The organism is Actinomadura sp. 7K534, from assembly GCF_004348575.1.
Classification (GTDB): Bacteria; Actinomycetota; Actinomycetes; order Streptosporangiales; family Streptosporangiaceae; genus Spirillospora; species Spirillospora livida.
Genome location: NZ_SMKB01000024.1, coordinates 17004 through 41121, shown reverse-complemented (window position 1 = coordinate 41121; position 24118 = coordinate 17004). Strand labels below are relative to the sequence as shown.

Sequence of the window (24118 nt, the reverse complement as noted above, 5' to 3'; positions counted from 1 at the left end):
TCATCCGGCCTGGGCGGCCTCCTTGAGCAGCTCGTCGATGCCGTCGCGGATCCCCGCGGAGAGGACCTCCAGGTCGGGGACGGCGTCGTGGTCGCCGGTGAGCCCGAACGCCAGGCCGCCGTCGTAGGACACGATGCCGACCGAGACGCGCACACCCGCCGCGATCGGGATGTAGGGGTCGAGTTCCAGCATCCGGCGTCCCATGGCATAGAGCGGGATCGGCGGGCCCGGGACGTTGGTCACGATCGTGTGGATCAGCGGCTGGCGGCGCCGCAGCGCCAGCTGGGCGGCCGCGGCCAGCAGGCCGGGCGCGGCACCGAGCAGCCGGACGAAGGCGTCGGGGCCGGCGGCCTGGTCGCGGCTCTTCAGGTCGTCCATCTGCGCGCGGACGAGCGCCAGCCGGCGCAGCGGATCGGGTTCCCCGCACGGCAGGTCGACGGGCACCGCCGACACCCGGTTGGAGGGGACCCCGCGCTCGCCGGACGACCGCACGGACACCGGCACCATCGCGCGGACGGTCGACTCCTCGCCGAGCACGCCGCGGGCGTCGAGCAGGTCGCGGAACCCGCGGGCGGTGGCGGCCAGCACCACGTCGTTGACCGACCCGCCGAACGCGCGCCGGATGCGGTCGACCTCGTCCAGCCCGGCATGGGTCCGGGACCAGCGCCGGCGGGGCCCGGTCGGGCCGTTGAGCGAGGACGCGCCGAACCCGGCCAGCCGCGCCGCGTACCCGGGGATCGCGCCCGCAACGGCGGCGGAGTCGCGCAGGGCGGGCAGGAACAGCCGGGCCGCCTGCCGCTCGAAGCCCTTCAGCCTGTCCGCGATGCCGCCGCGCAGCACGGCCCACGCGGGCGGCTCCGGCTCGGGAATCCACAGGTGGGGCCGGGCGGGGGCCCGGTCGGGGTCGATGTCGAACAGTGCTCCCAGCAGGTCGATGCCGGCGATGCCGTCCACCATGCAGTGGTGCACCTTGGCGATGAGCGCCCAGCGGTCGTCCGCCAGCCCTTCGACCAGCCACACCTCCCAGGGAGAGCGGGTGAGGTCCAGGGGGCGGCTCAGGACGGCCTGGGCCAGGTCTCGCAGGGCTTCCGGGGCGCCGGGCTCCGGGGCCGTCGCCCGCAGGACGTGGTCTTCGATGGCGAAGCGCTGATCGTCCACCCAGACGGGGTGGGCGAGGTGGAACGGGACGGTCCGGACGCGCTGCAGGCAGCGCGGGGCGCGCCTCAGCCTGGCGAAGACGTGCCGCACCAGCTCCGGGTACTCGGGCGCCGGCCCCTGGAAGACGGTCACCGTGCCGATCTGCAGCGGGGTCGCGTCGTTCTCGGCGAAGAACATGCCGGCGTCCAGCGCGTTCATCCGTTCCATCGTGCACCGTCCTCAAGAGAGGTTCCGTCTCCAGCCAACCTCTTCCGGGCCGTCGTCCGCACCGGCGTTGGCCCGCAACTTCCAGGACGAAGGTCCTCGCGCGGGGCGTTGGGTCGAACGTCCTGACATAAGGGACTTTGGGCGGGCTGTCGGCCCGGCGCCGTCCCGGCACGCTGGAAGCGCCGGACACTCACGGCGGGAGGTCATCGAGATGATCAACGCGGCGCGCATCGCGGCGAAGCCCCGGGACACGAGCGAGAGGCCCGATCTGGCGGCACGCTTCGTCGTGCGGGCCGCGATCCAGGCACCGTCCATCCACAACACCCAGCCGTGGGGCTTCGTCGACCGCCCCGACGGGCTGGACCTGTGGGCCGACCGGACACGGCTGCTGCCGATCACCGACCCGGCCGGACGCGAGATGGCGATCAGCTGCGGGGCGGCCCTGTTCAACGCGCGGCTGGCCGTCCGGCGCCTCGGCTTCACCGCCCGCGTCCGGCTGCTGCCCGACCCGGGGCGCCCCGACCTGCTGGCCCGGATCACCTGGGCCGCGAGAACGGCGGCGCGGCCGTACGAGGAGAGGCTGTACCGGGCGGTCACGCGCCGCCACACGCACCGCGGACCGTTCCTGACGACCCCGCTGCCGCCGCTGCTGCCGAACGTCCTGGCAGGCATCGCCCGCAACGAAGGCGCCGACCTTCGCCTGATCTCAGGCGCGGACCAGCTGCGGCGGCTGGCCGAGCACGTCCAGGCGGCCGAGGCGATCCAGCTTTCCGACGCCCGAATCGCCGGCGAGCTGCTGGATTGGGCGATCCCGCCGCACAGCAGCCGCCGCGACGGTCTCACTCCGGCCTCTTTCCCGGCGTCACCGGACGGCCTTGAGTTCCCGTCCCGGGAGTTCTTCGCCGGGACGCCATGGGCGGTGCGGCACCACGGCCCGTCCGGTGGCCACGTGGGGACGGTTGCCGTGCTGACCACCCGAGAGGACAGGCGGGTGGACTGGGTGCAGGCCGGGCAGGCCCTCCAGCACGTCCTGCTGCACGCAGCAACGCTGCAGGTGAGCGCGGCCTTCCACACGCAGCCGCTGGAACTTCCCTACCTGCGGGCGGCGGTACGCCGAGACCTGGTCTGCGGACACCCCCAGATGGTGCTGCGCCTGGGCCACGCCCCGAGAACCCCGCGTACTCGCCGACGCACGGTCACGAACGTCCTCTTGGGTGAACAGGCGCCGCCACAGAACGCGGAGGAATCATGACCTGCACCCCTGTCGCGCCGGTGGAGACGGCCGTCCTGGACGCTCGGCTACGCGAACACCACCGGCGCTGCCTGCCGGCATTGAGCAGACTCAGAATGCTCGCCAAGGACGGCTGGGAAACAAAAGTCGATGTTCGGGCCGCCACCGCCGAGGTCATGCTCGAACTGAGCGCCGCCGAGTCGGTGCTGCTAGACGCCCTGGCCGGAAACGTCCGCCGAGACGCCCTCGCGCATTTCCTGGCGCGCCGCGCCAACCGCCTGGCAATAGTCGCCGAACACGCCGCGGCAACGGCGGACGTGAGAGACCTCCCCGCTCTGCGACGCCTCCTCTACCAGTTCCACGCCCTGGCCGAAGCGATGTGGAAAGTGCAGCTGAGCCTCCAGACATCAATGCCGCCCCGGCGCTTCCCTGCTCCCACCAACGCCGGCGACTAGACAACGCGTCGCCGAGGTACCGTCACGGGAACGTCGCCCGCGCAGTCGATTCTCATGCCCCCGCCATGTGATCCTTAGTTTCGCGAACGTGCCGTCCGGCTCGAGCCCTGGGCGGTCGTCTGGACGGGGCGGGGATGAGCGGAAGAAGCGAGTTCGACCGGGCTTCGGAGAGACGCGGCCTCGGCCTCGAACGCTTCGCCTTCTTCCACGTCCTGGTCGGCGTCGGGCTGCTCATGACCTGGACGGTCATCTTCGGCTACCTGGCTGAGGAAGTGGCGGCCACCAGCCGTGCCGCGAAAGGCGAGGGGGTTTCGGGCACGTTCACCGCACATTCGTATGTGTGCGCACGTCGCGACTGTTCCTGGTACGGCACGTTCACGACCGCCGGCCTCTTCGGGGCGACCGTCGAGGGGGTCGAACTGAGGGGCGACGACGGCCATTCCTTCGACGCCGGCGAGATGGTCTCCGCCCTCGACGTCGGTTCACCGGACTTCGTCCAAATGCGGGGCGGGTCGCCGGAGTGGGGGCGATCGTTCGGCGCCGGGGCCTTCTCCGCCATCACCGGGGCCATCGCAACGGCAATGGCCGCCATGGTGTTGTGGGACGTCTACTGGACGCGGGCTTCTCCCGAGTCACGGCGGCGGCAGGCGAGAGAACGCGGACGCCCCACCCTTCGCGACGTCGCCGACCCGGACCGGTGGGGCTGGTCGGCGCGGCCCGGTTCGTCCGCGACCCGGGTGAAGTTGGCCCGATCCAAGAAGCGGACTTTTACCGCGGCGGTGGGCCTGCTCTCACTCCTCGGAGCGCTGCTGCTGTTCGGCCTGCTCTGGGCCAACTTCAACGAGGAGATCAGCCGGGCCGAGCTGATCGCGGGCTTGTGGGCACCGCTCTTCGCGATCATCTTGCTGGGCGTCACGATCCAGACCCTCAGGCTGGTCCTGCTACCGCCCCGGATGTGGGTGACCGACGATGAGATCGTCATCTGGGACGGGCTGCTGCTGTGGAAGGTGCTGCGGATCCCACGCGCAGCAATCGCAGCGATCCACTACGGCGACGAGCCGCGGCGATGCCCGGTCGAGGACGACGTGGCCGAGTTGACGCCATTCCGCGAGGAACTCAACCTCGCCCTGGAAATGCGAGACGGCATATCCCTGCCCGCTCGGCGGCTGCGGTGGGGAAACTGGTTCTGGGTCATGCTGACTTTGAGAAATCATGTTCCGCAAACGGGCATGCCTCAGCGTGGGCATCTGGTCCGGCGGTTGTGCCTCCGGGTGAAGGAACCACGCAGGGCGGCCACCGACCTCGACCGCTGGCTAGGCGACGAGACATCCTCGCCGCCGGAGTTCGCGCCGGTCGACCACGCCCACTACGGCATGGTCCGCACCCACCGCGGCGTCGGCGGTAAGCGCATCAAGTTGAAGGGGCAGCTTCCCCAGCCGATTCTGGCGGAGTTCGTGAACGAGGGCCCCGGAACGCTGCAGGCCTGGCTCCGACGCACCGAGTTCGGCCACGGACCCCCGGTCATGGTGTGCGGCCCGAAAGCCCCACCTGCCACGACTGTCCTGGACGACCGGCTTGTATCCGACAAGCCGCTCGCCAAGAGATTCCTGTGCGTAGAATCCGAAGGCCCCTGGACCGTCACGATCAGCGGACCAGAACGCGCACGTGAATTCACCGGCTCAGCCACGGGCAGCGGCCCCGAAGTGCTCGCCTACCAGGGCCCCGCTGGAATCGCCGTCATCACAAGCCCAGGCGGACAACCCCATCGGGTCCACCTACACGGCCCGAACCTGACCGCACTCAACAACGGCGACCCGATCGTGTCCACCACCGCACTCCCGAGAGCCAATCCCCCACCAAGCCAAAGCACGTTCGCCATTCCAGCACAAGCGATACTCCAGGTGACGACCGCCGGAACGGATTGGCGCATCGACGTAACACCCCTGGCCGACGCGGACACCCTCGCCCAGGACGCAATCACCGCACCGCCCACCGGGCACGTCCGCCCCTTCGAGCACTCCATTACGGGACACAACACGGCAGTAGTGCGCTACCTGGGCCCACCGGGACCCGTCCTGTTCCACAGCGGATACGCCTTCGGCCTACTACAACTCGACGCCACCCTGGCCCCTCTCCGAACCCTCGCCCTCCCGAGCGGCAACCAGAAACTCCACCTCCGCTCCAACACCCTCCTCCAGATCACCGGCGCCGAAGGCACCTGGTCCCTAGAAGAAACCCACCCGACCGACCTGGCGGCAGCCGACCACTGACACGGCCGCTATCAGAAGATGGCAGAGGCGGAGGTCAATCACTCAAGGGGGAACGATGCTGTTCAGACGGGAAGTCCTTGAGGGGATCGCAGAGGGACGGATCGACCGAGTGTTCCGGGTGTGGGCCAAGCCCCCGGTCCGCGCGGGAAGCACCCAGCGCACCTGGGCGGGAATCATCGTCATCGACTCGGTCACGTCCGTCACCCCCGAGGAGATCACCGAGGAGGACGCCCACCGTTCCGGCTTCAAGAACCGCGAGGCCCTGCTGACCGCCCTCTCCAAGAGCACCAAACAAGGCGGCTACCACCGCGTCCTGGTCGGTCAGCATTGCCCACGAAGCACCACAGAGCACGATCTTCCTCGGACGCCTACACAACTTTGAACGCGACGACAGGGTCTCCCTCTACGGCAAGGTCCCCCCGCCGGTGACCTTCTGATCCGCAGCAAGATCAGGGCCGTCCAGGGGTGTCCCCCTAGGCCCCCTGACCAGGGCCGCGCCATCCCGCACGTCCACACGCGCGTACAAGACCTGAACTCGTTATTAGCGTCAGCGTTAGCAACCGCCACTGGTCACTCGGAACTGGATGCGCCCCCGACCCTGTGCAAATCCCACTCCCTCACCGAAAGTCCGGAGTTGAGCAGGTGGCCGACTCGTCGCCCTTCGTCGCGTGACGTCACGTTCGTAAGTGGATCGAAATCCACCGGGAGTACGTCCAGCAGGCTCCTCGCTTGGTCCCCGGTATGAAGCTGTAGCAGCAGCTCACACCGCAAGTGGCGTGTGAACGCGCTGGCCCCCGGCCCGACCGAAAGTCAGGCGTTGGCCGCCGCCGGACTGGACGAGGCCACCATTGCCCAGAGCGAGGCGGACGAGGCCGCCCGCATCCCGCTGGGGTGTCGCGGCGCACCGGCGGAAGTCGCGGTGTGGATCCTGCGACTGGCCGACCCGGCCTCGACCTGGCTCACCGGTCAGGTCCTCACCATCGACGGCGGCCTGGAGCTCTCCTGACCGCGCTCCCGGCCTCGCTCGGCCCGCCCGCCGGCCGGGTGACGTGCTCGGGTGACACCGCTCCGGGCGGGTCGATAATCACCATCGGCCCGCCCGGTCCTGTTTCCGGTCCAAAGTGTCCGAGCGGCGGGGATTACGAGTTCTGCTCCAGGACGTACTCGGCGATCTGGGCGTGGGTGGCGTACCAGACGCCCTGCTGCGCGTCGATGTGCTCCAGCAGCTCGCGCAGTACGGTCATGCGGGAGCGGTGACCGATGACTTGCGGGTGCATGGTGAGCTGAAACAGCCCGCCCTCCTCGAGCGCGGCGTCGAACTCGTCGCGCCAGATTCCCGCCACCTCCCGCGGCGGCGGGCACGCCCGCAGCATGCCGTCGTGCTCCAGCAGCAGGTACGGCACGTCGTCTCTGATCCACTCGACCGGGATCTCCACGACGCCGGTCGGCTCGCCGTCGGCCAGCAGTTCGTACGGCTCGTCGTCGGCCATGAGGGAGGAGTCGTAGAGCAGGCCCAGCTCACGCGTTATGGCCAGGGTGTGGTCGGAGAAGTCCCAGGCCGGAGTGCGGATGCCGACCGGGCGGGTGCCCGACAGCTTCTCCAGGGTGTCGGCGGCGCGCAGGGCCAGCTCGCGCTCGTCGGCCGGATTCAGCAGCATGTTGCTCTCGTGGATCCAGCCGTGCATGGCGACCTCGTGGCCTGCGGCGACGTAGTCGCGCACCTCCTCTGGGTGCAGCAGTGCCGAGACCGCCGGCATGAAGAACGAGGCCGGGATGCCGAAGCGCTCCAGCAGCCGAAGCACCCGTGGGGCACCGACGCGGGAGCCGTACTCTCCCTGCGCGAGTTTGCCCGGCGCGGTCTCGCCGACGCGCAAGGCGATCGTCTCGTGGTCGCAGTCGAAGGAGAGCGCGACCGCGACGCGGGCGCCTCCCGGCCAGGAGGCGGGGTGCAGGGAGCGGCCCGCGCGGACCCGCGCCACGTGGCCGCGCCAGGTCTGCTCGTCCCACTGCCAGGGCTGTTTTTCGGTCATGTGAGTTTCTCCGTTGTGCGCAGGGACTGCGGGCAGGGGGTTGAGCGAGACGGCTCACGCACGGTCGTGGTCCAGGTCGGGCAACGCCTCCGCGAGCTGTTGGCGAGAGGTGATGGCGAGCTTGGCGAACACCTTGCTCAGGTGGTACTCGACGGTGCGCGGGCTGAGGAAGAGCTGGGCGCCGATCTCCGGGTTCGACAGGCCCGTCCGGGCCAGGCGGGCGATCTGCTCCTCCTGCGGGGTGAGGCCGCCGCCGGGTGTGCCGGCGGTGCGCTTGCGGACGGTCTCGCCGGTGGCCAGGAGTTCGCGTTGGGCGCGGTCGGCGAAAGCCGTCGCGCCGAAACGCCGCAGCATCTCGTGGGCGGTGCGCAGGTGCTCACGCGCGTCGAGGCGCCGCTTCTCGCGACGCAGCCACTCGCCGTACACCAGATGGGTGCGGGCGAGGTACACGGCGGCCCGGCTGCGCTGGAGACGCTCGATGGCCTCGCGATACAGCAGGTCGGCGGCCTGGCCGTCGGAGAGCAGCGCCTTCGACCGGGCGAGCAGGCCGAGGGCCCAGTCGGTGCCGCTGGCGGTGGCGCGTTCCTCGAGCTGTCGCAGCGCGGCCGTGGCCGCTTCGGGGGACTTGCCGTACGCGGCCGCCTCGATCAATTCGACGGAGGCGAACCCGGTGACCCCCAGGTCGTCATGCCCCCACGCCCGCTCCGCGTAGTCCAAAGCGTCCTTGTACCGGCCGAAAGCGTTGTACGCCAACGCGCTCATGTACTGGCACGCACTGATCGCCCGCCCCTCGCCCCAGCTGCTCGCCCATTCGGCGGCGGCCTCGAGCTGTGCCGGTGCCTCGGGCCCTCCGCGCCAGCCCCGGAGCAGGTTGGAGGCGAAGCCGAAGTAGGAGTTGCCGGTCACCTCCAAGATCGCGTCGGACTCCTCGACCACCGTGGCCGCCGCGTCGAACTGACCGGCGTAGACGTGCACGGCGGCGCGGTAGGTGAGGGCTTGAGGAAGGAAGTGGAGTGCGCCGATCTCGCGAGCCGCCTGGACCGCGTACTCGGCCAGCTCGTGCAAGGTCTGGTCGTCCCACATGTCCGCGGCGACCAGGTAGGTGAGCCAGAGCCAGCGCATGTTGTCGTCCGGGTTGCGTCTGGCTTCCTGCCGAAACACCCGCAGAACGCGCTTCAACCGCGGCGCCGCCTCGCCGAACCCCTCGGCGAACCGTGCCACCAGCCCGTCGAGCAGCGCGTCGGCCGGTCGGGCCGGCAGCGGTCCCGCAGGTGCGGTGCGTGCGGCTTCGGCCACTGTTCGCAGGAGGCCCGGTTGGCCCAGCCGGCCGGCGAAGACCGCTGATCCCATGGCGTCGATGTAGGCTTCACGTGCCTGTCCCGCATCGACATGGGCCAGTCGACCGGCCGCCTCCAGCAGCGGCCTCAGGGCTTCACCGCCGCGCTTGCGCGCGAAGATGATCTGGGCCCGCAGCCAGACCACCCGTCCGCTCTGGAGCTCGGTCAACGGATCCCGCTCCGCGGAGACGAGCAGCTCCAGCGCCTGGTCCGGGGCACCGGCGTCGAAGGCCGTCTGGGCGGCGGCCAGCGCTCTCCCCCCGCGTCTGACCGGATCGGGCGTCAGCTCGGTCGCGCGCCTCAGGAACGCCGCCGCCGCCGCGATGCCACCGCGTACTTGGGCCCGGCCGGCCAGCAGTTCCAGCTCACCGGCCACGGACTCGTCGGGCTCCAGCGCCGCGTGGGCGCGATGCCAGGCCCGGCGTTCGGGGTCGGACGTGGGGTCGGTCGCCGCGGCCAGCGCACCGTGCGCCGCCCGCCGCTCCGCCGACGACGCGGCCGAGTACACCGCCGACCGCACCAGCGGATGCCGGAACCGCAGCCACGCCCCGATTTCCAACAATCCATCGGCTTCCGCGGGCTCCCCTGCGGAATCGGAGACCCCGAGCCGTCCGGCCGCGCGCCGGATCAGCACCGGGTCGCCGGTCGGCTCGACCGCCGCGACCAGCATGAGCGATCGGGTCTCGGCCGGCAGCGCCGCCAGCCGCCGGCGGAAGCTCTCTTCGACCCGCGCCGGGACCGCCTGGGCCTTCACCAGCCCGAATCCGCCCGCCAGCTGCGCGGGGCTCAGCCCTCGCGGCAGTTCCAGCAGCGCCAACGGGTTCCCGTTCGTTTCGGCCAGGATCCGGTCCTTGATCCGTTCGTCCAGCGGAAAGCGGACCACCGAGCGCAACAGCGCATGGGCGTCCTGCTTGGCCAGGCCGCGCACCTCAAGGTCCACCAGCCCGTGGAAATGCCTGCCCGGCTCACGCGCCGCGAAGATCAGCCCTACCGGCTCGGCCAGCAGCCGCCGGGCGACGAACGCCAGCACCTGGGCCGACGACTGGTCCAGCCATTGCGCATCATCGACCACGCAGAGCATGGCGCGTTCCTCCGCCGCCTCCGCCAGCAGGGTCAACACCGCCAGCCCGATCATGAACCGGTCGGGCGCGTCCCCCTTGCGCAGCCCGAACGCGACCGTGAGCGCGTCGCGCTGCGGGCCGGGCAGCGTCTCGATCCGGTCCAGCAGCGGCGCGAGCAGGAGATGCAGGCCGGCGAAGGCCAGCTCCATCTCCGACTCCGCCCCCACGGTGCGGACCACCCGCATATCGGCCGCCCGTCCCACCGTATGCCGCAGCAGGGCCGACTTGCCCACGCCCGCCTCGCCACGCAGCACCAGGGCTCGCCCGCGCCCGGAGCGCACATCCCCCAGCAGGCCATCCAGCTCAGCACGCTCTCGATGCCGATTCAGCAGCGGCGTGCGCCCAGACAGCGTCCCCATGCCCTCTACGCTCCCCGTTCAGCGCCAAGCCATCGGCGCGGCCAAGTCGGCAGCCATCGGGCGCATTCGTCAGAATGTCACTTCTGTCTAACCTTGATCCAGAATCCGCCCGATAGGCTCCCAACTGTATCGATAAGAGTTTTCCCGTCCCCACCACGGCCTCCGAGCTCACCGGCACGCGTTCTGGGCGAGTCACCGGCGCGGGCGTGGGCTCCCGTCGGGCACGTGCCACTCGGGCCCGCGGCAGGCCGGGGTAGTGCGGCAGCCCGTGCCGACGCTCGGCCGGGGTGCGACGCAACGGCGGTCTCGCGAGAGGATGGCCTGCGGCGCGCAGCTTCCGCGCGAAATCGGTCGCGCCCTCCGCGTCATGGCGCAGCACAGTCTCTTGGAGCAGACAGGCCGCGAGCTCGTCGGCGGGATCGGCGGCCCTGAGGAACTCCAGTCGGGAGCATTCCCGGCTCCCAGCGGCATCGTCGCCATCGTTACGCCCGGAGCGGTTTCCACAAAGCTTGGAATCGAAGCGCGACGGACGTGCCCTCCGTGCCTTTATGCATGCCGGGGAGCCGGCACCTCGCTGCTCCAACGCTCTCGCGGCAGGGGCGCCGGGCGCATCGCACAGATAGATGATTATCGTCTACTTTCGGTGGGACGCGCGTAGCGATGCGCCCCGCTGGTGACCTTGGGCGCGGAGGATGCGGTGGATGCCTGAGACTTCCGCCCGCGGGCGGATGGGAGCGATCCCATGGCCGCTGGTGGGCAGGGAGGCGGAGCGGGAGACGCTCGACCGGTTGCTCGCGGACGTCCGCGGCGGCAGCCGGGTTCTCGTCCTGCGCGGTGAGACCGGGGTCGGGAAGTCCGCACTGCTTGATCACCTGATCGGGAAGGCTTCAGGATTCCGGGTCGCCGTCGCCGCCGGGGTCCGGGCGGAGATGGAGCTGCCCTTCGCGCATGTCCACCAGTTGTGCGCGCCGATGCTGGACGTTTTCGACTCCCTGCCCGAGGCACGGCGGGACGCGCTCGCCACGGCGTTCGGGATGCACTCCGGTCCCGCCCCCGACTCCTCTCTCATCGGCCTCGCCGTGCTCGACCTCCTCGCCAGGGCCGCCGCCGAACGGCCGGTCCTGTGCGTCATCGACGACGCTCAGTGGCTCGACCCGGCGTCGGCGGAGGTCCTCGCCCGCGTGGCCCGCGGCCTCACGGACGAACGCGTGGCCTGCGTCCTCGCGGTCCGCGACGCCGACATGCCGCCGGACCTTCCCGTGCTGGACGTCGGCGGGCTGGGGGACGGGGACGCGCGGGCCCTCGTGGCCCGGGCGGCCCCGGGACCGCTGGACGAGGAGGTGCGCGACCGGATCCTGTTCGAGTCACGCGGGAACCCGCTCGTCCTGCTCGAACTGGTCCGGGGGGCGTCCGCGGGCGGGTTCGCGGCGGTGTCCGGGCGGTCGCCGACGGTCCGCCCGGAGGACGGCGTGCGGCGTCGGCTGGACGGTCTGTCGGACGATGCCCGCACGGCGCTGCTGCTGGCCGCCGCCGAACCGCTCGGCGATCCCGGTGTGCTGCGGCGTGCCGCAGCCGTGCTCGGCCTCGGCGCCGCGCCGGTCGGCGAGGCCGGGGACCTGCTCGACATCGGCGATCGGGTGCGTTTCCGGCAGCCGCTCGTCCGTTTCGCGGTGTACGACGCTGCCGCTCCGGGGGAGCGTCGGCGGATCCACCGGGCATTGGCGGAGGCGACCGACGCGGGCACCGGTCCGGACCGCCGGGCCTGGCACCGCGCCCACGGCGCCGATCATCCGGACGAGGGGATCGCCGCGGAGCTCGTGACGTCGGCCGGGCGCGCCCGGGCGCGCGGCGGTCTGGCCGCCGTGGCGGCGTTCCTGCGGCGGGCGGTCGAGCTGACCCCCGACGTCCGCCGCCGGGCCGAACGTGCCCTGGACGCCGCCTGGGCCCAGCACATGGCGGGCGCGTCCGAGTCCGCCCTGGCACTGCTGGCGGTGGCCGAGGCCGGGCCACCGGACGAACCGCACCGTGCCAGGGTCGAGGCCCTGCGCGCTGAGATCGACCCAGCCCGGGGCGCGTCCACCCCGGACGTTCTGTGCGAGGTGGCCGGGCGGCTGGGACCGATCGACGCCTCCCTGGCACGCGACACCTATTTGCAGGCGCTGTTCACGGCCGTCGGGACGCTGCCCGATTGGGCGGCCGTCACCGGGATCGCGGCGGCCGCACGCAAGGCGCCCCGCGCGCCCGGCGAGCCCCGTACCGCGGACCTCGTCCTCGACGCACTCTCTCTGCTCTACACGGAGGAACCCGGGACGGCCGCGCCCGCCCTGCGGCGGGCCGTGGCCGCCGGTATGCGCGAGGGCAGCACCCACGCGGAACAGCTCCGGTGGCAATGGTCCCTCAACCTCTTCGCCATGGCCCTGTGGGACGACGAGGCTGGCTGCAGGCTGGCGCGCGACCACCTTCGGCTGATCCGTGACTCCGGCGCGCTCGCACTGCTGCCCCTGGCCCTCGGCATGTCCACGATGCTCCTCCTGTTCGAAGGCGACCTGGCGGCGGCCGGGAGACTGAACGAGGAGGCGATGTCGAAAGCGCTCCCCGCCGACGTCTGGACCACGTCCGAAGTCATGCGGCAGAGCGGGAACCTCGGTCTCGCGGCGTGGCGCGGGGACGTGCAGGAGACCGAGCGGCTCGCGGACGCCGTCGCGAGGGAAGGGGCGGGCCGCGGGGAGTGGCGGACTGTGGAACTCGGCCACTGGGCCCGGTCCGTGCTCTACAACGGGCTCGGCGAGTATGAGCGTGCTCTGGAAGCCGTCCTGCCGGCTAGCGTCGACCATCGGTCGCCGCACGGGTGCGGTGTGCTCTGGGCGCCGCTCGAACTGATCGAGGCGGCTGTGCGCACCGGTCGGCACGAGCCGGCGGTCCGCGCGCTGGAACGTCTTTCCCGGGCCGCCCGGGCGGGCGGCACAGACTGGGGGCTCGGTCTCGAGGCCCGCTGCCGGGCGTTGCTCGGCGAAGGCGGTGAGGCCGACCGGCTCTACCGTGAGGCGATCGACCGGCTGGGACGTACCCGGATGCGCGTCGACCTGGCGCGCGCCCACCTGCTCTACGGTGAGTGGCTCCGCCGCGAACGCCGCCGCACCCAGGCCCGCGAGCATCTCCGCACCGCCCTCGGCCTGTTCACGGAGTTCGGCATGACGGCGTTCGCCGACCGGACGGCCCGGGAACTCCAGGCCACTGGGGAGACCGCCCGGAAGCGGAGCGCCGAAACCGCCGAGGAGCTCACCCCGCAGGAGGCGAGGGTGGCCGCGCTGGCCCGTACCGGCCTGACCAACAAGGAGATCGCCGCGCGGCTCTACGTCAGCCCCCGCACCGTCGAGTACCACCTCGGCAGGGTCTTCGCGAAACTCGGCGTCACGTCGCGCCACGCGCTCGACGACCATCTCTGACCTGCGCGCGCGTTCCGTGCGGGGTGCTCCGCCCGTGTTCCTCCCCGGGTCGGCCGTCCCGCCCCCTAGGGACCCGGGCCAGGGTCTCCCGGATACGACCGCGGCCATGCCCGGCCCACAGTGTTCTGTGACGGCGAAGGGCATCGGCCTGCAGGTCGGAGGAGAGACATGGCGATCGAGCGGACGCGGGACGAAGGCGCGGGACCCGCTCAGGGACGGCCCGGTGAGAACGGTGACCGTCCGCCGCACCGGCGGGGGCTCGGGACGCGTGAGCTTGAGGCCGAGCTCGCCCATGTGACCGCGAGGATCTCGCGGTTGCCTGAGGGATGCGGAGGCGTGCTCCTCGTCGAGGGACCTCCTGGGGCCGGCAAGAGCCGCCTCGCGCGGGAGGCACGGGCCTTCGCGGAGACCCTTCCGATCCGCGTGCTCGGCGGGAAGGGCGACCGCCACCGGAACGTCCCGTTCGGCGCGTTCCTGCGGACGCCGGCGTCCCACGGGCGCCCGGTCATCGACGCGGGGCTCCTTCGCACGCTGTCCGAGTCCGCCGAACAGCGGTTCTGGTTGTTGCGGGCGGTACAGGGACAGTTGGAGCAGGCGACGCTGCACGGGCCGCTGCTCGTCGTCATCGACGACCTCCAGTGGTGCGGCACCGAGAACCTCCACGCGCTGCGCCTTCTCGCGGCCCGGCCGTCCTCCGGCGCGATCCTCTGGCTGGTCACCGTCCGCACGGGGACGCCGGACGCCGACCTGCGGGCGACCGTCACCGCACTCGTCGACGCCGGCGCACGGACGGTCCGTCTCGGACGGCCGCCGGACCCGGTCACCCCCTCCGGCTCCGCGTGGCACCCCTTCGGGCGGCTGACGCCGCTCGCCCGCGAGGTGCTCCGGCTCGCGGCGGTGCTCGGCCCCGAGCCGGAGGCCGGCCGGCTCGCCGACCTTGGCGGACACCCCCTCGGCGAGGTCGTGACGGCGCTCCAGGAGGCCGTGGACGTCGGCCTCGTCCGTCCCACGGACCCGCTCACATTCCGGCACGACGGGGAGCGCGAGGCCATTCGCGACACGGTGCCCGTGCCGTTGCGCCGGACGCTGCTGTCGCGGGCCGCCGAGCTGAGCCTGGCGCAGGGAGCACCCATCGGCCAGGTCGCCCTGGCCGTGGCCGAGGCGGCCGAGCCCGGGGACTGCGAGGCCGCCGCGCTGCTGCGCAGGGCCGTGACCGAACTCGCCGAGATCGCTCCGGACGCCGCCGTGCCGATCGCCCGGCGGGCCGTCGCGCTCGCCCCGGCGGGCTCGGCGGAACGTGCCGCCGCCGTCGCGGACGCTCTCCCCCTGCTCGCGCGCATCGGCCGGGGCGGCGAGGGCCGGATGCTCGCCGAGACGGTCCTGAGCGGTCCCTTGCCCGCCACCGTCGAGGCACGAGTGCGGCTGGGGGCGGCGATGTCGGCGTTGCAGGGCTCGTACGCCGAAGCCCTGCCGCACGGCCGCGCCGGAGCCGCTCTGGACGGCGCGCCGGACGGGGTGCGTGCTCCGCTGATGGCGTCGTGGTGCCTCGCCGCGCTGCTGACCGGCGACGTCCCGGCCGCGGAGCGGCTGCTCCCGGCCGCCGGCGAGATCGCCTCGCGGAGCGGGAGCGACGCGGCTCTGGCCCTGGTCCGCACCACCGGCTCCATGCTCCGGGCCGCCGGGTTGGACTTCGCCTCGGCCGAGCGCCTCGCCGCCGAGGCCGTCGCCACCGTGCCGGCCCCGTCGACGCTCTTCGTCCCGGCGGTCTGGCTGGCGTCGCTGCACGGCATGACCGGCAGAGTGCAGAAGGGGCTGCGCGAAGCGACCGAGGGCGTCGCGGCGGCCCGGCGGCCCGGTCACGCCGAGGGCCTGCCCCTCTGGCTGGCCGCCCGTGCCCGGCTGCTCTTGGCCGCGGGTCGGCCGGCCGAGGCCCGTGCGGACGCCGAGGCCGCGCTCTCGGTGGCGAAGGAGTCCGGTGCGGGCGAGGCCGTCTCGCGCGCCGCGCTCTCGGTCATCGGGCGAGTGGGGGCGTTGACGGGTGCCCCCGACGCGTCTGAGCGGTCGGAGGAGGTCCACGGGGACGGGACGGCGCGGGCGTCGGCCGCGTGGTCCGCGTGGCCCGCGGCACCCGCCGGCCTCGCGGCGGCCGAGGACGATCCGGCGTCCGTCCGGACGGCGCTGGCCGGCGGCCGGACGGCGCTCGCCGTCGCGACGGTCGCCGAGGCCGAGCGCAGGGCCGCCCGCAACCCCGGCGTCCCGTTCTTCGCCGCGATGGCCGCGCATGCGCGCGGGCTGCTGGCCGACGACGCCGAAGCGGTTCGGCGAGCCGCCCGGATCCTTCGCGGAGTCGGGTGTCCGCTGCCGCTCGCCTCCGCTCTGGAGGACGCCGGGAGGTTGCTTCTGGACTCCGACCGCGACGCCGCCGTCGACCACCTCATCGAAGCCGGGGACGTCTACAGGCGCGCGGGGGCGGAGAACGAGGTCGCGAGGGTGCGGCGCTCGCTGCTCGCCGTCGGCCACCGGCGGCGGGCGTCGCGGCCGTCGCGGCCTCGGGCCGCACGGGGGTGGGACGCGCTCACGCCGGCCGAACGACGGGTCGCCGCACTCGTGGCCGGAGGGGCGACCAACCGGCAGGCGGCAGAGCGGCTCTTCCTGTCCCCCGCCACGATCGGCACCCACGTCATGCACATCTTCAAAAAGCTCGGAGTGAATTCACGCGCGGCACTTGCGCGCGCTTACCACGAACGGGACGACACCGCCGCCTGACAACTGAAGAGCCAAGCCGGAACTGTTCCAACCGGGACGGCTCCGGCCTTTCGTGCTGCCTTTAAGTTGCGACGCAACTCCACCCGGATGACGGTGGTGAACCTTGCTGAGCTGCAGTTCTCTGATCTCATACGTTCGTGTCATGTCACATCTCAACGAGCGCGGCATGGTGAATACACAGGGTTGTCGAACCCCGCGGAACGGCCGACCTAAGGCGGGCGAAATGGCGCCCGCAAAGGTCGGCGAAGAGATCGAGGTGGCCAATGCCCGGCCACCGTCAAGGAAGGACGCCCATGAACGGTCATGTTCTCGAACCGGCGGCACAGGAAATCGCCGACGCCACCTCCAAGCCGCCGTTCCTCTACGAGCTCGGGCCGGACGGGGCCCGCAAAGTCCTGGACGACCTCCAGGCCGACGCGGTCGGCATGCCCGACATCGACGAGAAGTGGCTCACTGTGCCCGCGGACGTCGGCGAGGTGCGGGTCCGCGTCGTCAAGCCCGCCGGGACGGCCGAGGAGGTCCTGCCGGTCGTGTTGTACATGCACGGCGGCGGCTGGGTCATCGGCAATGCCGGAACCCATGACCGGCTGGTGCGCGAGCTGGCGGTCGGCGCCCACGCGGCGGTCGCGTTCGTGGAGTACGACCGGTCGCCGGAGGCCCGCTACCCGGTCGCGATCGAGCAGGGGTACGCCGCCGCCCGGTTCCTGACCGCCAACGGCGCGAAGGGCAACCTGGACGTCGCCCGGATGGCGGTCGCCGGCGACTCGGTCGGCGGGAACATGGCCGCGGCCCTGACCCTCATGGCCAAGCGGCGCGGCGACGTGAGGTTCGTGCACCAGTCGCTGTACTACCCGGTCACCGACGCCGCCCAGGACACCGGCAGCTACCGCGAATTCGCCACCGGCCCCTACCTGACCGCCAGGGCCATGGCCTGGTTCTGGGACGCCTACACCACCGACCCGGCCGAGCGTGCCGAGATCACCGCCTCGCCGCTGCGCGCCACCGCCGACGACCTGGCGGGTCTGCCGCCGGCGTTCGTGGTCGTCGACGAGAACGACGTGCTCCGCGACGAGGGCGAGGCGTACGCCCGCAAGCTCACCGAGGCGGGCGTCCCGACCACCAGCGTCCGCTACAACGGCACGCTCCACGACTTCATGATGCTCAACCCCCTCAGCGACAGCCAGGCCGTGCGAGCCGCCGTCGCCCAGGCGGTCTCGGTCCTCAGGACCGCCCTGCACCCCGGAAAGGACAACGCATGAGCACCGCCGAACGGCCCGTCATCGTCCTCGTCCACGGAGCCTTCGCCGAATCGGCGAGCTGGAACGGCGTCATCCGAGGCCTGGCCGACCGCGGGCTGCGCGCGCTCGCCGTGGCCAACCCGCTGCGGGGGCTGGCGGAGGACGCCGCCTACGTACGGGACGTCATCGCCGGCATCGGCCGGCCGGTCGTGCTCGTCGGCCACTCCTACGGCGGTCTGGTGATCAGCCGGGCCGCGACCGGCGTCCCCGCCGTCCGGTCCCTGGTCTACGTCTCCGCGTTCGCTCCCGAGCCCGGGGAGAGCGCGTTCCAGCTCTCCGCCAAGTTCGAGGGCAGCACCCTGGCGGACGCACTGGTCGCCTATCCGGTCTCCTCCGGCGGCAACGAGTTCCGGATCGATGCGGACAAGTACCACCACCAGTTCTGCGCCGATCTGGACGCCGAGCAGGCCGCGCTGATGGCGGCGACCCAGCGGCCGGTGACCGAGCGGGCGCTGACGGACCAGGTGAGCAAGGACGGTGCCGCGTGGCGCACCGTGCCGTCGTGGTTCGTCTTCGGTGAGCGCGACCTCAACATCCCCGCCGCGGCCCTGCGCTTCATGGCCGAGCGGGCCGCCGCACGGGAGACCCGTGAGGTCGCCGGCGCCTCCCACGCCATCGCGGCCTCCCGGCCCGACGCCGTGATCGCCTCGATCCTCGACGCCGCCGGGCAGCGGCGGAGCTGAGCGGAATCCCCCATCGGGCCCGGCCTGCGGCCGGGCCCGATGTATCGACACCATCGCTTTGAAGGTGCGAATGAGCATGCATTCTGAAGGACTGGATCGAACGAGCCTGGACCGGGCCGCCGCCGCTTTCGCCGAAGTGCGCCCGCGCCTCTTCGGCATCGCCTACCGGATGCTCGCCAGTGCGACGGAGGCCGAGGACATCGTCCAGGAGACCTGGTTGCGCTGGCAGAAGGTGGATCATCCGTCCATCGGCAATCCGGAGGCGTTCCTGGCCCTGACCACGACGCGACTGTCCATCAACGCCGCCAAGTCCGCGCGGGCACGCCGGGAGATCTGCCATATGGGCCCCTGGCTTCCGGAGCCCATCGACACCAGCGCCGACCCCGCCGTCGGGGCCGAGCGCGGCGAGGCGCTCGAACTCGCCCTGCTGCTGCTGCTCGAGAAGCTCACCCCGGCCCAGCGGGCCGCCTACATCCTCCGCGAAGCTTTCGTCTATCCCTACGAGCAGATCGCCGAGATCATCCGGCTCAGCCCGGCCAACGTACGCCAGCTGGTGAGCCGCGCCCGCAAGCGCCTGCACACACCCCGGCGCGGGTCGATCGACACCGGCGAGCACCGGCGCCTCCTGTCGACTTTCCTCACCGCCGCTCAGGAGGGGAACGTAACGGCTCTGGAGGATTTCTTCGCCGCGGACGTCGTCAACTCCTCCGGCGACCGCGGTGCCAGGGCGGCCTGACCGGCGGTGCACGGCACGGCCTCCGCCGGGCTGCACCTCCCGCCGCGTCGGGCGGCGGGCCGGCGGCCGTGGCCGTCATCCCGGGCCGCAGCCGGTCGGCGCCGAGTCGGGCACCATCGACCCGCCGAGTCGGACGCCGTGTCGCGGCGGTCGCGGAAGCGCGGTTCCCTGGGCGGCTCGGATGCGGCGGCGCTCGCCGGGAGTGGTACCGCCCCAGATGCCGTCCGGCTCGCCTGTGCGGAGGGCCCATTCCAGGCAGGGGCCTGCGACGGGGCATGCGGCGCAAATCTGGCGGATCGGCGCAATGTGCACCGAATAGACGTCTTCCTTGCCCACGGGAAAGAACAGGTCGGGATCGACCGAACGGCACGATGCCGATTCGGCCCAGCGTGAGGTCAGTTTGCTCATGTCGCTTCCACGCCGATCACCATTGTCTCTCCGATCGCCACTGCACTTCGAGTTCGTCAACGACGACTGTCATCCGGATCGGTGCCGAACGCACCCGGGTGGGCCACTGGGCGCACCCCCGGCCCTGGTCGCTGACGACGGAGCCGGACCGACCCGTTTCCCGCCGATGGCGGTTCTGCAGCCGGGCCGGCCCCAGAAGTGTCACGGCTGCGAGATCAGTTCGGTCAAAGGTAGCGAATTCCCCTGTGACAGGGCTGTTTCCAACTAAGCGAGCATCAAGGAGATCGGTCACCATGGAAATCAGAGAGCGGCGACCGGACCTGGACGACCGGGTCCCCGCCGGCATTCCTTTCACGACGGATCCGGTAAGACGTTCGGCGTTCATTGGAGGGGCACCCGTTGCCCGTGTCCCGGATGGTCGAATGGACCGGGGGAACGGCTTCCGGCCTCTGCACGGACGGCGGGAGGAGCGCGCCCGGCTCGACGCGATGCTCCAGGACGTCCGGGACGGCGCGAGCCGCGCGCTGGTACTGCGCGGCGAGCCGGGAGCGGGGAAGACGGCGCTGCTGGACCACGCGGGCGAGCGGGCGCACGGGTTCGACGTCTCGCGCGTCGCGGGCGTCCAGTCGGAGTGCGGGCTGGACTTCGCCGGCCTGCACCGGCTGTGCGTCCCGATGACCGACCTTCTCCCCCGCCTTCCCGACCCGCAGCGCGAGGCGCTGCGGATCGCGTTCGGCCTGCGGCTCGGACCCGCGCCCGACCTTTTCGTCCTCGGGCTGGCCGTCCTCGGGCTGCTGTCGGAGACCGCGCGGAACCGGCCGCTGCTGTGTCTCGTGGACGATGCCCAGTGGCTCGACCGGGCGTCCCTGGAGGTCCTGACGTTCACGGCCCGCCGGCTGCGGACCGAGTCCGTGGCGATCATCCTGGCGACCCGGGCGCCCGACCCGGTGCCGGGCCCGGCACCGGAGCCGACCGGGTCGGCAGACCCGGACGCGGCCCTGACCGGACTGCCCGAACTGGTGGTCACCGGGCTTCCCGCTCGGGACGCGAGCACGCTGCTCCGCGCGGTCGTCCCCGGGCCATGGGACGAGCGGGTGCTGGAGCGGATCGTCGATGAGACGCGCGGCAACCCGCGGGCGCTGCTGGAGCTGTCCCGCGAGGCGTCCCGGGCGGAACTGGCCGGCGGGTTCGGCCCGCCCGGAGCACGCGTCTCCGGCGACCGCGTCCAGGACATCTACCAGCGGCGGGTGGCGCGCCTCGCATCCCCGACGCGGAGACTGCTCCTGGTGGCGGCCGCGGAACCGGGCGGAGACCCGGTGCTGCTGTGGCGGGCCGCGGAGCGGCTCGGGGTCGGTCCCGAAGCGGCGGCGCCGGCGGTGTCCGCCGGGCTCGTCCACATCGGTGACCGGGTGCGCTTCGACCATCCGCTGGCACGGTCGGCCGCCTACTGGACGGCGTCCCCAGAGGAGCGGCGCCGTACGCACGGTGCGCTGGCCGAGGTCACCGACCCCGTAACCGATGCCGATCGCCGCGCCTGGCACACCGCGCAGGCGGCCTCCGCGCCCGCCGAGGACGTCGCCGCCGAACTCGAACGCTCCGCGCGGCGGGCGGGGGCGCGCGGCGGGGCGGCCGGGACGGCCGCGTTCCTGGGCCGTGCGGTCGAGCTGACCCCCGATCCCGCTCACCGGCAGGGCCGTGCCCTGACCGCGGCCCAGGCCGCCCACCAGGCCGGTGCGCCGCGGACCGCGCTGCGGCTACTGTCCATCGCCGAGGCGGCCCCGCTCGACCGGCGCCTGCGCTGCCGGGTCGAATTGTTGCGCGCGCAGATCGCCTTCAGCACGAAACGCGACGGGGCATCCGCCCTGCTCCTCCTCGAGGCGGCCCGCCGGCTCCAGCCGCACGACGCGCCGCTCGCCCGCGACACCTACCTGGAGGCGATCGGCGCGGCGCTGTTCGCCGGTCATCCGGCCGACAGCGCCGCCCTGTCGGAGGCGGCCGCCGCGGCACGGTCGGCCCCGCCTCCGCAGGCCGCCCCGCGCGTGGCCGACAGGCTCCTGGACGGGATGGCCCTCTGCCTCACCGAAGGTCTCGCGGCGGGAGCCGGGGCGCTGAAGTCCGCGGTCGGCGCCTTCCGCGCCCCGGACGTGCCGGACGAGGACGCACTCCGCTGGTCCTGGCCGGCCGGGCTGGCCGCCGCGACGCTCTGGGACTACGACACCTGGAACGAGCTCACGTCCCGGCATCTGCGGCTCACTCGGGACACGGGCCGGGCCACCGACCTTCCCCTCGCGCTGACCTCGCATACCATCGCGAAGCTCGTCGGTGGCGAGCCGGCCGCGGCGGCGGCGCTGGTCGCCGAGCTCGAGACGGTCTCCGAGGTGGTCGAGAATCCGTGGCCGCCCTACGGTGCCCTGGCGCTGGCGGCCTGGCAGGGGCGCGAGGCGGACGCCGCCGCGCTGGCGAGGTCCGTCGCCGCCGAGGCCGCCCGCCGCGGCGGTGGCGACGACACGACCGTGGGCCGGTGGGCCATGGCCGTCCTCAACAACAGCCTCGGCCGGTACGGGGACGTGCCGACCGCTGCGCCCGAGGACGCCTGCGATCGTCTCGGCGGCGTCGTCACGGAAGCGTGGACACTTCCCGAACGCGTCGAAGCCGCCGTGCGCGGTGGCGCACCGCGGGAGGCCGACGCGGCGCTACGGCGGTTCGACGACCTCGCGCGGGTGTGCGGTACCGACTGGGCACTGGGACTGGCGGCGCGCTCGCGGGCCCTCGTCGGCACCGGCGCATCCGCCGAGGAACACTACCGCGAAGCGATCGACCGGCTCGGCCGTACCCGCGTCCGCGGCGAACTGGCCCGCGCCCATCTGCTCTACGGCGAATGGCTGCGCCGCCGGCGCCGCCAGCGCGACGCACGCGAGCAGCTGCGAACAGCCCACGAGGCGTTCACGGCCATGGGCATGCGGGCCTTCTCCCAGCGAGCGGCCCGCGAACTGCTGGCCACCGGCGAGCAGGTGCGCAGGCGCGCGGCCGAGCCGCCCGGCGAACTCACCGCGCAGGAGAGCCAGATCCTGCGGCTGGTCCGGGAGGGGCTGACGAATCCGGAGATCGGAACCCGGCTCTTCATCAGCCCCCGCACGGTCGAGTGGCACCTGCGGAAGATCTTCGCCAAGCTCGGTGTCACCTCCCGCAGGCAGTTGCGGCGCTCCGCGTCCGGCGTCGCGGGCTAGGGGCGCCCGCACCCGTGGCGGGACGGGCGACCGCTCCGGGGAGGATGGCGACGGTGGTGACGAGGACGCAGACGCCCGCGATCGCCGCGATGACGGGCGCCACACCGATGCGCGGCGCGGCGAGCGGCAGGAGGAGGAGAGCGGTCGCGGCGGACGCTACCGCGGCCGGGTGCACGACGGATCCGGTGACGATGGGCGTGTGGACGAGCCAGTGCAGGACGACGAACGCCGCGGCGGGGATCGCCACGGCATAACAGATGGCGACGGGGGCGGCCTCGATGTGATGACCGGTCTGCTCCACCGCGACCTCGAGCCCGGCGCCGAGCGCCGCCAGGGCGGCGAAGACGCCGTAGTGGCCGTATCCCCACAGGTAGGACCGGTGGCGCCGCTCGTCCAGACCTTCGCCCGCCGGAACGAGGAAGTACAGCCACCAGAGCGCGAACAACAGGACGAGACCGGACCCGGCGATGACCACCAGAGGACCGCTGATCTCCGCCGCCGCGAGCGCCCCTCCGACCGCGTTGGACGCCGCCAGGACGCTCTCGCCGAAAAGGATGATCGTGAAGAGGCCGTAGCGTTCGGCGATGTGGTGGGGGTGCCAGTTGGTGGGCCTCGTCCGCTCCGCCCACCAGGGCACGGCCAGTTCCAGGACGGCGAGCCCGACGAAGGCCGGTAGCCCGGCCGCCTCCGGCAGGACGCCCGTCTCGGCGAGGACCTGCCGCAGCACCCAGCCCGCCTGGAGGACGGCGATGCCCGCGGCGTAGCGCAGCGCGGTACGGCGGCCCGCCGCGTCTCCGGCGGCGGCCCGCAGCCATTGGGCGACGAGGGCGATCCGCATGATGAAGTAGCCGAGCGTCACGGCGCGGTAGTCGGAGTCGTCGGCCGCGGCCGGCACCCCTGCGGCGAGGACGAGCACGCCGGCCATCTGCACCATGGTCAGCAACCGGTAGGCGGCATCGTCGGTGTCGTACGACGAGGCGAACCAGGTGAAGTTCATCCACGCCCACCACACCGCGAAGAAGACCTGGAAGAACGGGGCGAGCCCGGCGAGGGCGTGCCCGTCGGCGATGTCGTGCGCGAGCCTGCCGGTGACGGCCGCGACGGCCACCACGAAGGTCAGATCGAACAGGAGTTCGAGGGGTCTGGCCGTGCGATGCGGCTCGTCGACCGCACGCGCGGTCATCCGAACCCTGATCCGGTACCTGGCGTCCGCTGGTGGCACGTTTCGCTCCCGTCGCTCCATGGGGCCGTCCTGCTGGCAAAGACAGGACGGCGTCCCCGCCTGTGACACCGCGCACCGGACGGTCGCGACGTCGAAGATCTTTCGGCGCGGGCGTCACAGGTCGCGGAGGTGCCCTGTCTTAGCTGTCGACCGGCGGCGGACGG

At 72.3% G+C, this 24118-nt stretch carries 15 protein-coding genes and 1 pseudogene; 11 read left to right on the top strand and 5 right to left on the bottom strand.

The features are described 5' to 3' along the window. Positions 1-1365: a wax ester/triacylglycerol synthase family O-acyltransferase gene (locus E1266_RS07850; RefSeq protein WP_132045287.1), complete on the bottom strand. Its 1365-nt coding sequence runs from the start codon at positions 1363-1365 to the stop codon at positions 1-3. A gap of 211 nt (positions 1366-1576) precedes the next feature. Between E1266_RS07850 and E1266_RS07845 the strand changes: the two genes are divergently transcribed. From E1266_RS07845 to E1266_RS07825, 5 genes and pseudogenes are all read left to right on the top strand, one after another. Continuing rightward, positions 1577-2617 carry a hypothetical protein gene (locus E1266_RS07845; RefSeq protein ID WP_207945490.1) on the top strand — a complete coding sequence of 347 codons (1041 nt, stop codon included), beginning with the start codon at positions 1577-1579 and terminating at the stop codon, positions 2615-2617. Beyond that, on the top strand, positions 2614-3051 hold the full coding sequence (locus E1266_RS07840; protein WP_132045285.1) for a hypothetical protein: 438 nt from the start codon (positions 2614-2616) through the stop codon (positions 3049-3051). Before E1266_RS07845 ends, E1266_RS07840 begins: the two co-directional genes overlap by 4 nt. A gap of 134 nt (positions 3052-3185) precedes the next feature. Then, positions 3186-5321, top strand: coding sequence for a hypothetical protein (locus tag E1266_RS07835; RefSeq protein ID WP_132045283.1), 2136 nt, complete (start codon positions 3186-3188; stop codon positions 5319-5321). Between the two features lie 55 nt (positions 5322-5376). Beyond that, positions 5377-5703 (top strand): hypothetical protein, encoded by a 327-nt coding sequence (locus E1266_RS07830; RefSeq protein WP_132045281.1) that lies wholly within the window; start codon positions 5377-5379, stop codon positions 5701-5703. Positions 5704-6096: 393 nt separating this feature from the next. Continuing rightward, positions 6097-6327, top strand: a pseudogene (locus E1266_RS07825) (SDR family oxidoreductase); the annotation flags it as partial. Between the two features lie 133 nt (positions 6328-6460). On the opposite strand, the gene E1266_RS07820 reads toward E1266_RS07825, so the two are convergent. Next, on the bottom strand, positions 6461-7351 hold the full coding sequence (locus E1266_RS07820) for a polysaccharide deacetylase (RefSeq protein ID WP_132045279.1): 891 nt from the start codon (positions 7349-7351) through the stop codon (positions 6461-6463). A 54-nt stretch (positions 7352-7405) separates the two neighbouring features. After that, entirely contained in the window at positions 7406-10168 is a 2763-nt protein-coding gene (locus E1266_RS07815; protein WP_132045277.1) for a LuxR family transcriptional regulator, read from the bottom strand. A 701-nt stretch (positions 10169-10869) separates the two neighbouring features. Between E1266_RS07815 and E1266_RS07810 the strand changes: the two genes are divergently transcribed. The 5 genes from E1266_RS07810 (at position 10870) to E1266_RS07790 (ending at position 19097) form a co-directional block, all read left to right on the top strand. Further along, positions 10870-13614 (top strand): LuxR family transcriptional regulator, encoded by a 2745-nt coding sequence (locus tag E1266_RS07810; RefSeq protein ID WP_207945488.1) that lies wholly within the window; start codon positions 10870-10872, stop codon positions 13612-13614. Positions 13615-13782: 168 nt separating this feature from the next. Continuing rightward, positions 13783-16380 carry an AAA family ATPase gene (locus tag E1266_RS07805; protein ID WP_132045275.1) on the top strand — a complete coding sequence of 866 codons (2598 nt, stop codon included), beginning with the start codon at positions 13783-13785 and terminating at the stop codon, positions 16378-16380. A 293-nt stretch (positions 16381-16673) separates the two neighbouring features. After that, positions 16674-17639: an alpha/beta hydrolase gene (locus E1266_RS07800; protein WP_132045273.1), complete on the top strand. Its 966-nt coding sequence runs from the start codon at positions 16674-16676 to the stop codon at positions 17637-17639. After that, positions 17636-18361: an alpha/beta hydrolase gene (locus tag E1266_RS07795; protein WP_132045271.1), complete on the top strand. Its 726-nt coding sequence runs from the start codon at positions 17636-17638 to the stop codon at positions 18359-18361. The genes E1266_RS07800 and E1266_RS07795 overlap by 4 nt, the downstream gene beginning before the upstream one ends. A 76-nt stretch (positions 18362-18437) precedes the next feature. Next, complete coding sequence (locus E1266_RS07790) at positions 18438-19097, top strand: sigma-70 family RNA polymerase sigma factor (protein ID WP_132045269.1); 660 nt, start codon at positions 18438-18440, stop codon at positions 19095-19097. A 75-nt stretch (positions 19098-19172) separates the two neighbouring features. Here E1266_RS07790 and E1266_RS07785 read toward each other — a convergent pair whose 3' ends face one another. Beyond that, positions 19173-19505, bottom strand: coding sequence for a WhiB family transcriptional regulator (locus tag E1266_RS07785; RefSeq protein ID WP_132045267.1), 333 nt, complete (start codon positions 19503-19505; stop codon positions 19173-19175). Positions 19506-19927: 422 nt separating this feature from the next. On the opposite strand from E1266_RS07785, the gene E1266_RS39835 reads away from it, so the two are divergent. Continuing rightward, a complete protein-coding gene (locus E1266_RS39835) occupies positions 19928-22732 on the top strand; it encodes a LuxR family transcriptional regulator (RefSeq protein WP_132045265.1) in 2805 nt (934 codons plus the stop codon). Here the strand turns inward: E1266_RS39835 and E1266_RS07775 are convergent. After that, the gene (locus tag E1266_RS07775) at positions 22683-23915 is read right to left on the bottom strand and encodes a low temperature requirement protein A (RefSeq protein ID WP_132045263.1); all 1233 of its coding nucleotides are present in this window, start codon (positions 23913-23915) and stop codon (positions 22683-22685) included. The genes E1266_RS39835 and E1266_RS07775 overlap by 50 nt on opposite strands. Positions 23916-24118 lie beyond the last annotated feature (203 nt).

Bases quoted from the DNA above. Each gene is read 5' to 3' on its own strand.
- E1266_RS07810 (WP_207945488.1), top strand. From the start codon at position 10,870: ATGCCTGAGACTTCCGCCCGCGGGCGGATGGGAGCGATCCCATGGCCG.
- E1266_RS07775 (WP_132045263.1), bottom strand. From the start codon at position 23,915: ATGACCGCGCGTGCGGTCGACGAGCCGCATCGCACGGCCAGACCCCTC.
- E1266_RS07835 (WP_132045283.1), top strand. From the start codon at position 3,186: ATGAGCGGAAGAAGCGAGTTCGACCGGGCTTCGGAGAGACGCGGCCTC.
- E1266_RS07850 (WP_132045287.1), bottom strand. From the start codon at position 1,365: ATGGAACGGATGAACGCGCTGGACGCCGGCATGTTCTTCGCCGAGAAC.
- E1266_RS07795 (WP_132045271.1), top strand. From the start codon at position 17,636: ATGAGCACCGCCGAACGGCCCGTCATCGTCCTCGTCCACGGAGCCTTC.
- E1266_RS07785 (WP_132045267.1), bottom strand. From the start codon at position 19,505: ATGAGCAAACTGACCTCACGCTGGGCCGAATCGGCATCGTGCCGTTCG.
- E1266_RS07840 (WP_132045285.1), top strand. From the start codon at position 2,614: ATGACCTGCACCCCTGTCGCGCCGGTGGAGACGGCCGTCCTGGACGCT.
- E1266_RS07845 (WP_207945490.1), top strand. From the start codon at position 1,577: ATGATCAACGCGGCGCGCATCGCGGCGAAGCCCCGGGACACGAGCGAG.
- E1266_RS39835 (WP_132045265.1), top strand. From the start codon at position 19,928: ATGGACCGGGGGAACGGCTTCCGGCCTCTGCACGGACGGCGGGAGGAG.
- E1266_RS07790 (WP_132045269.1), top strand. From the start codon at position 18,438: ATGCATTCTGAAGGACTGGATCGAACGAGCCTGGACCGGGCCGCCGCC.
- E1266_RS07820 (WP_132045279.1), bottom strand. From the start codon at position 7,351: ATGACCGAAAAACAGCCCTGGCAGTGGGACGAGCAGACCTGGCGCGGC.
- E1266_RS07830 (WP_132045281.1), top strand. From the start codon at position 5,377: ATGCTGTTCAGACGGGAAGTCCTTGAGGGGATCGCAGAGGGACGGATC.
- E1266_RS07815 (WP_132045277.1), bottom strand. From the start codon at position 10,168: ATGGGGACGCTGTCTGGGCGCACGCCGCTGCTGAATCGGCATCGAGAG.
- E1266_RS07800 (WP_132045273.1), top strand. From the start codon at position 16,674: ATGAACGGTCATGTTCTCGAACCGGCGGCACAGGAAATCGCCGACGCC.
- E1266_RS07805 (WP_132045275.1), top strand. From the start codon at position 13,783: ATGGCGATCGAGCGGACGCGGGACGAAGGCGCGGGACCCGCTCAGGGA.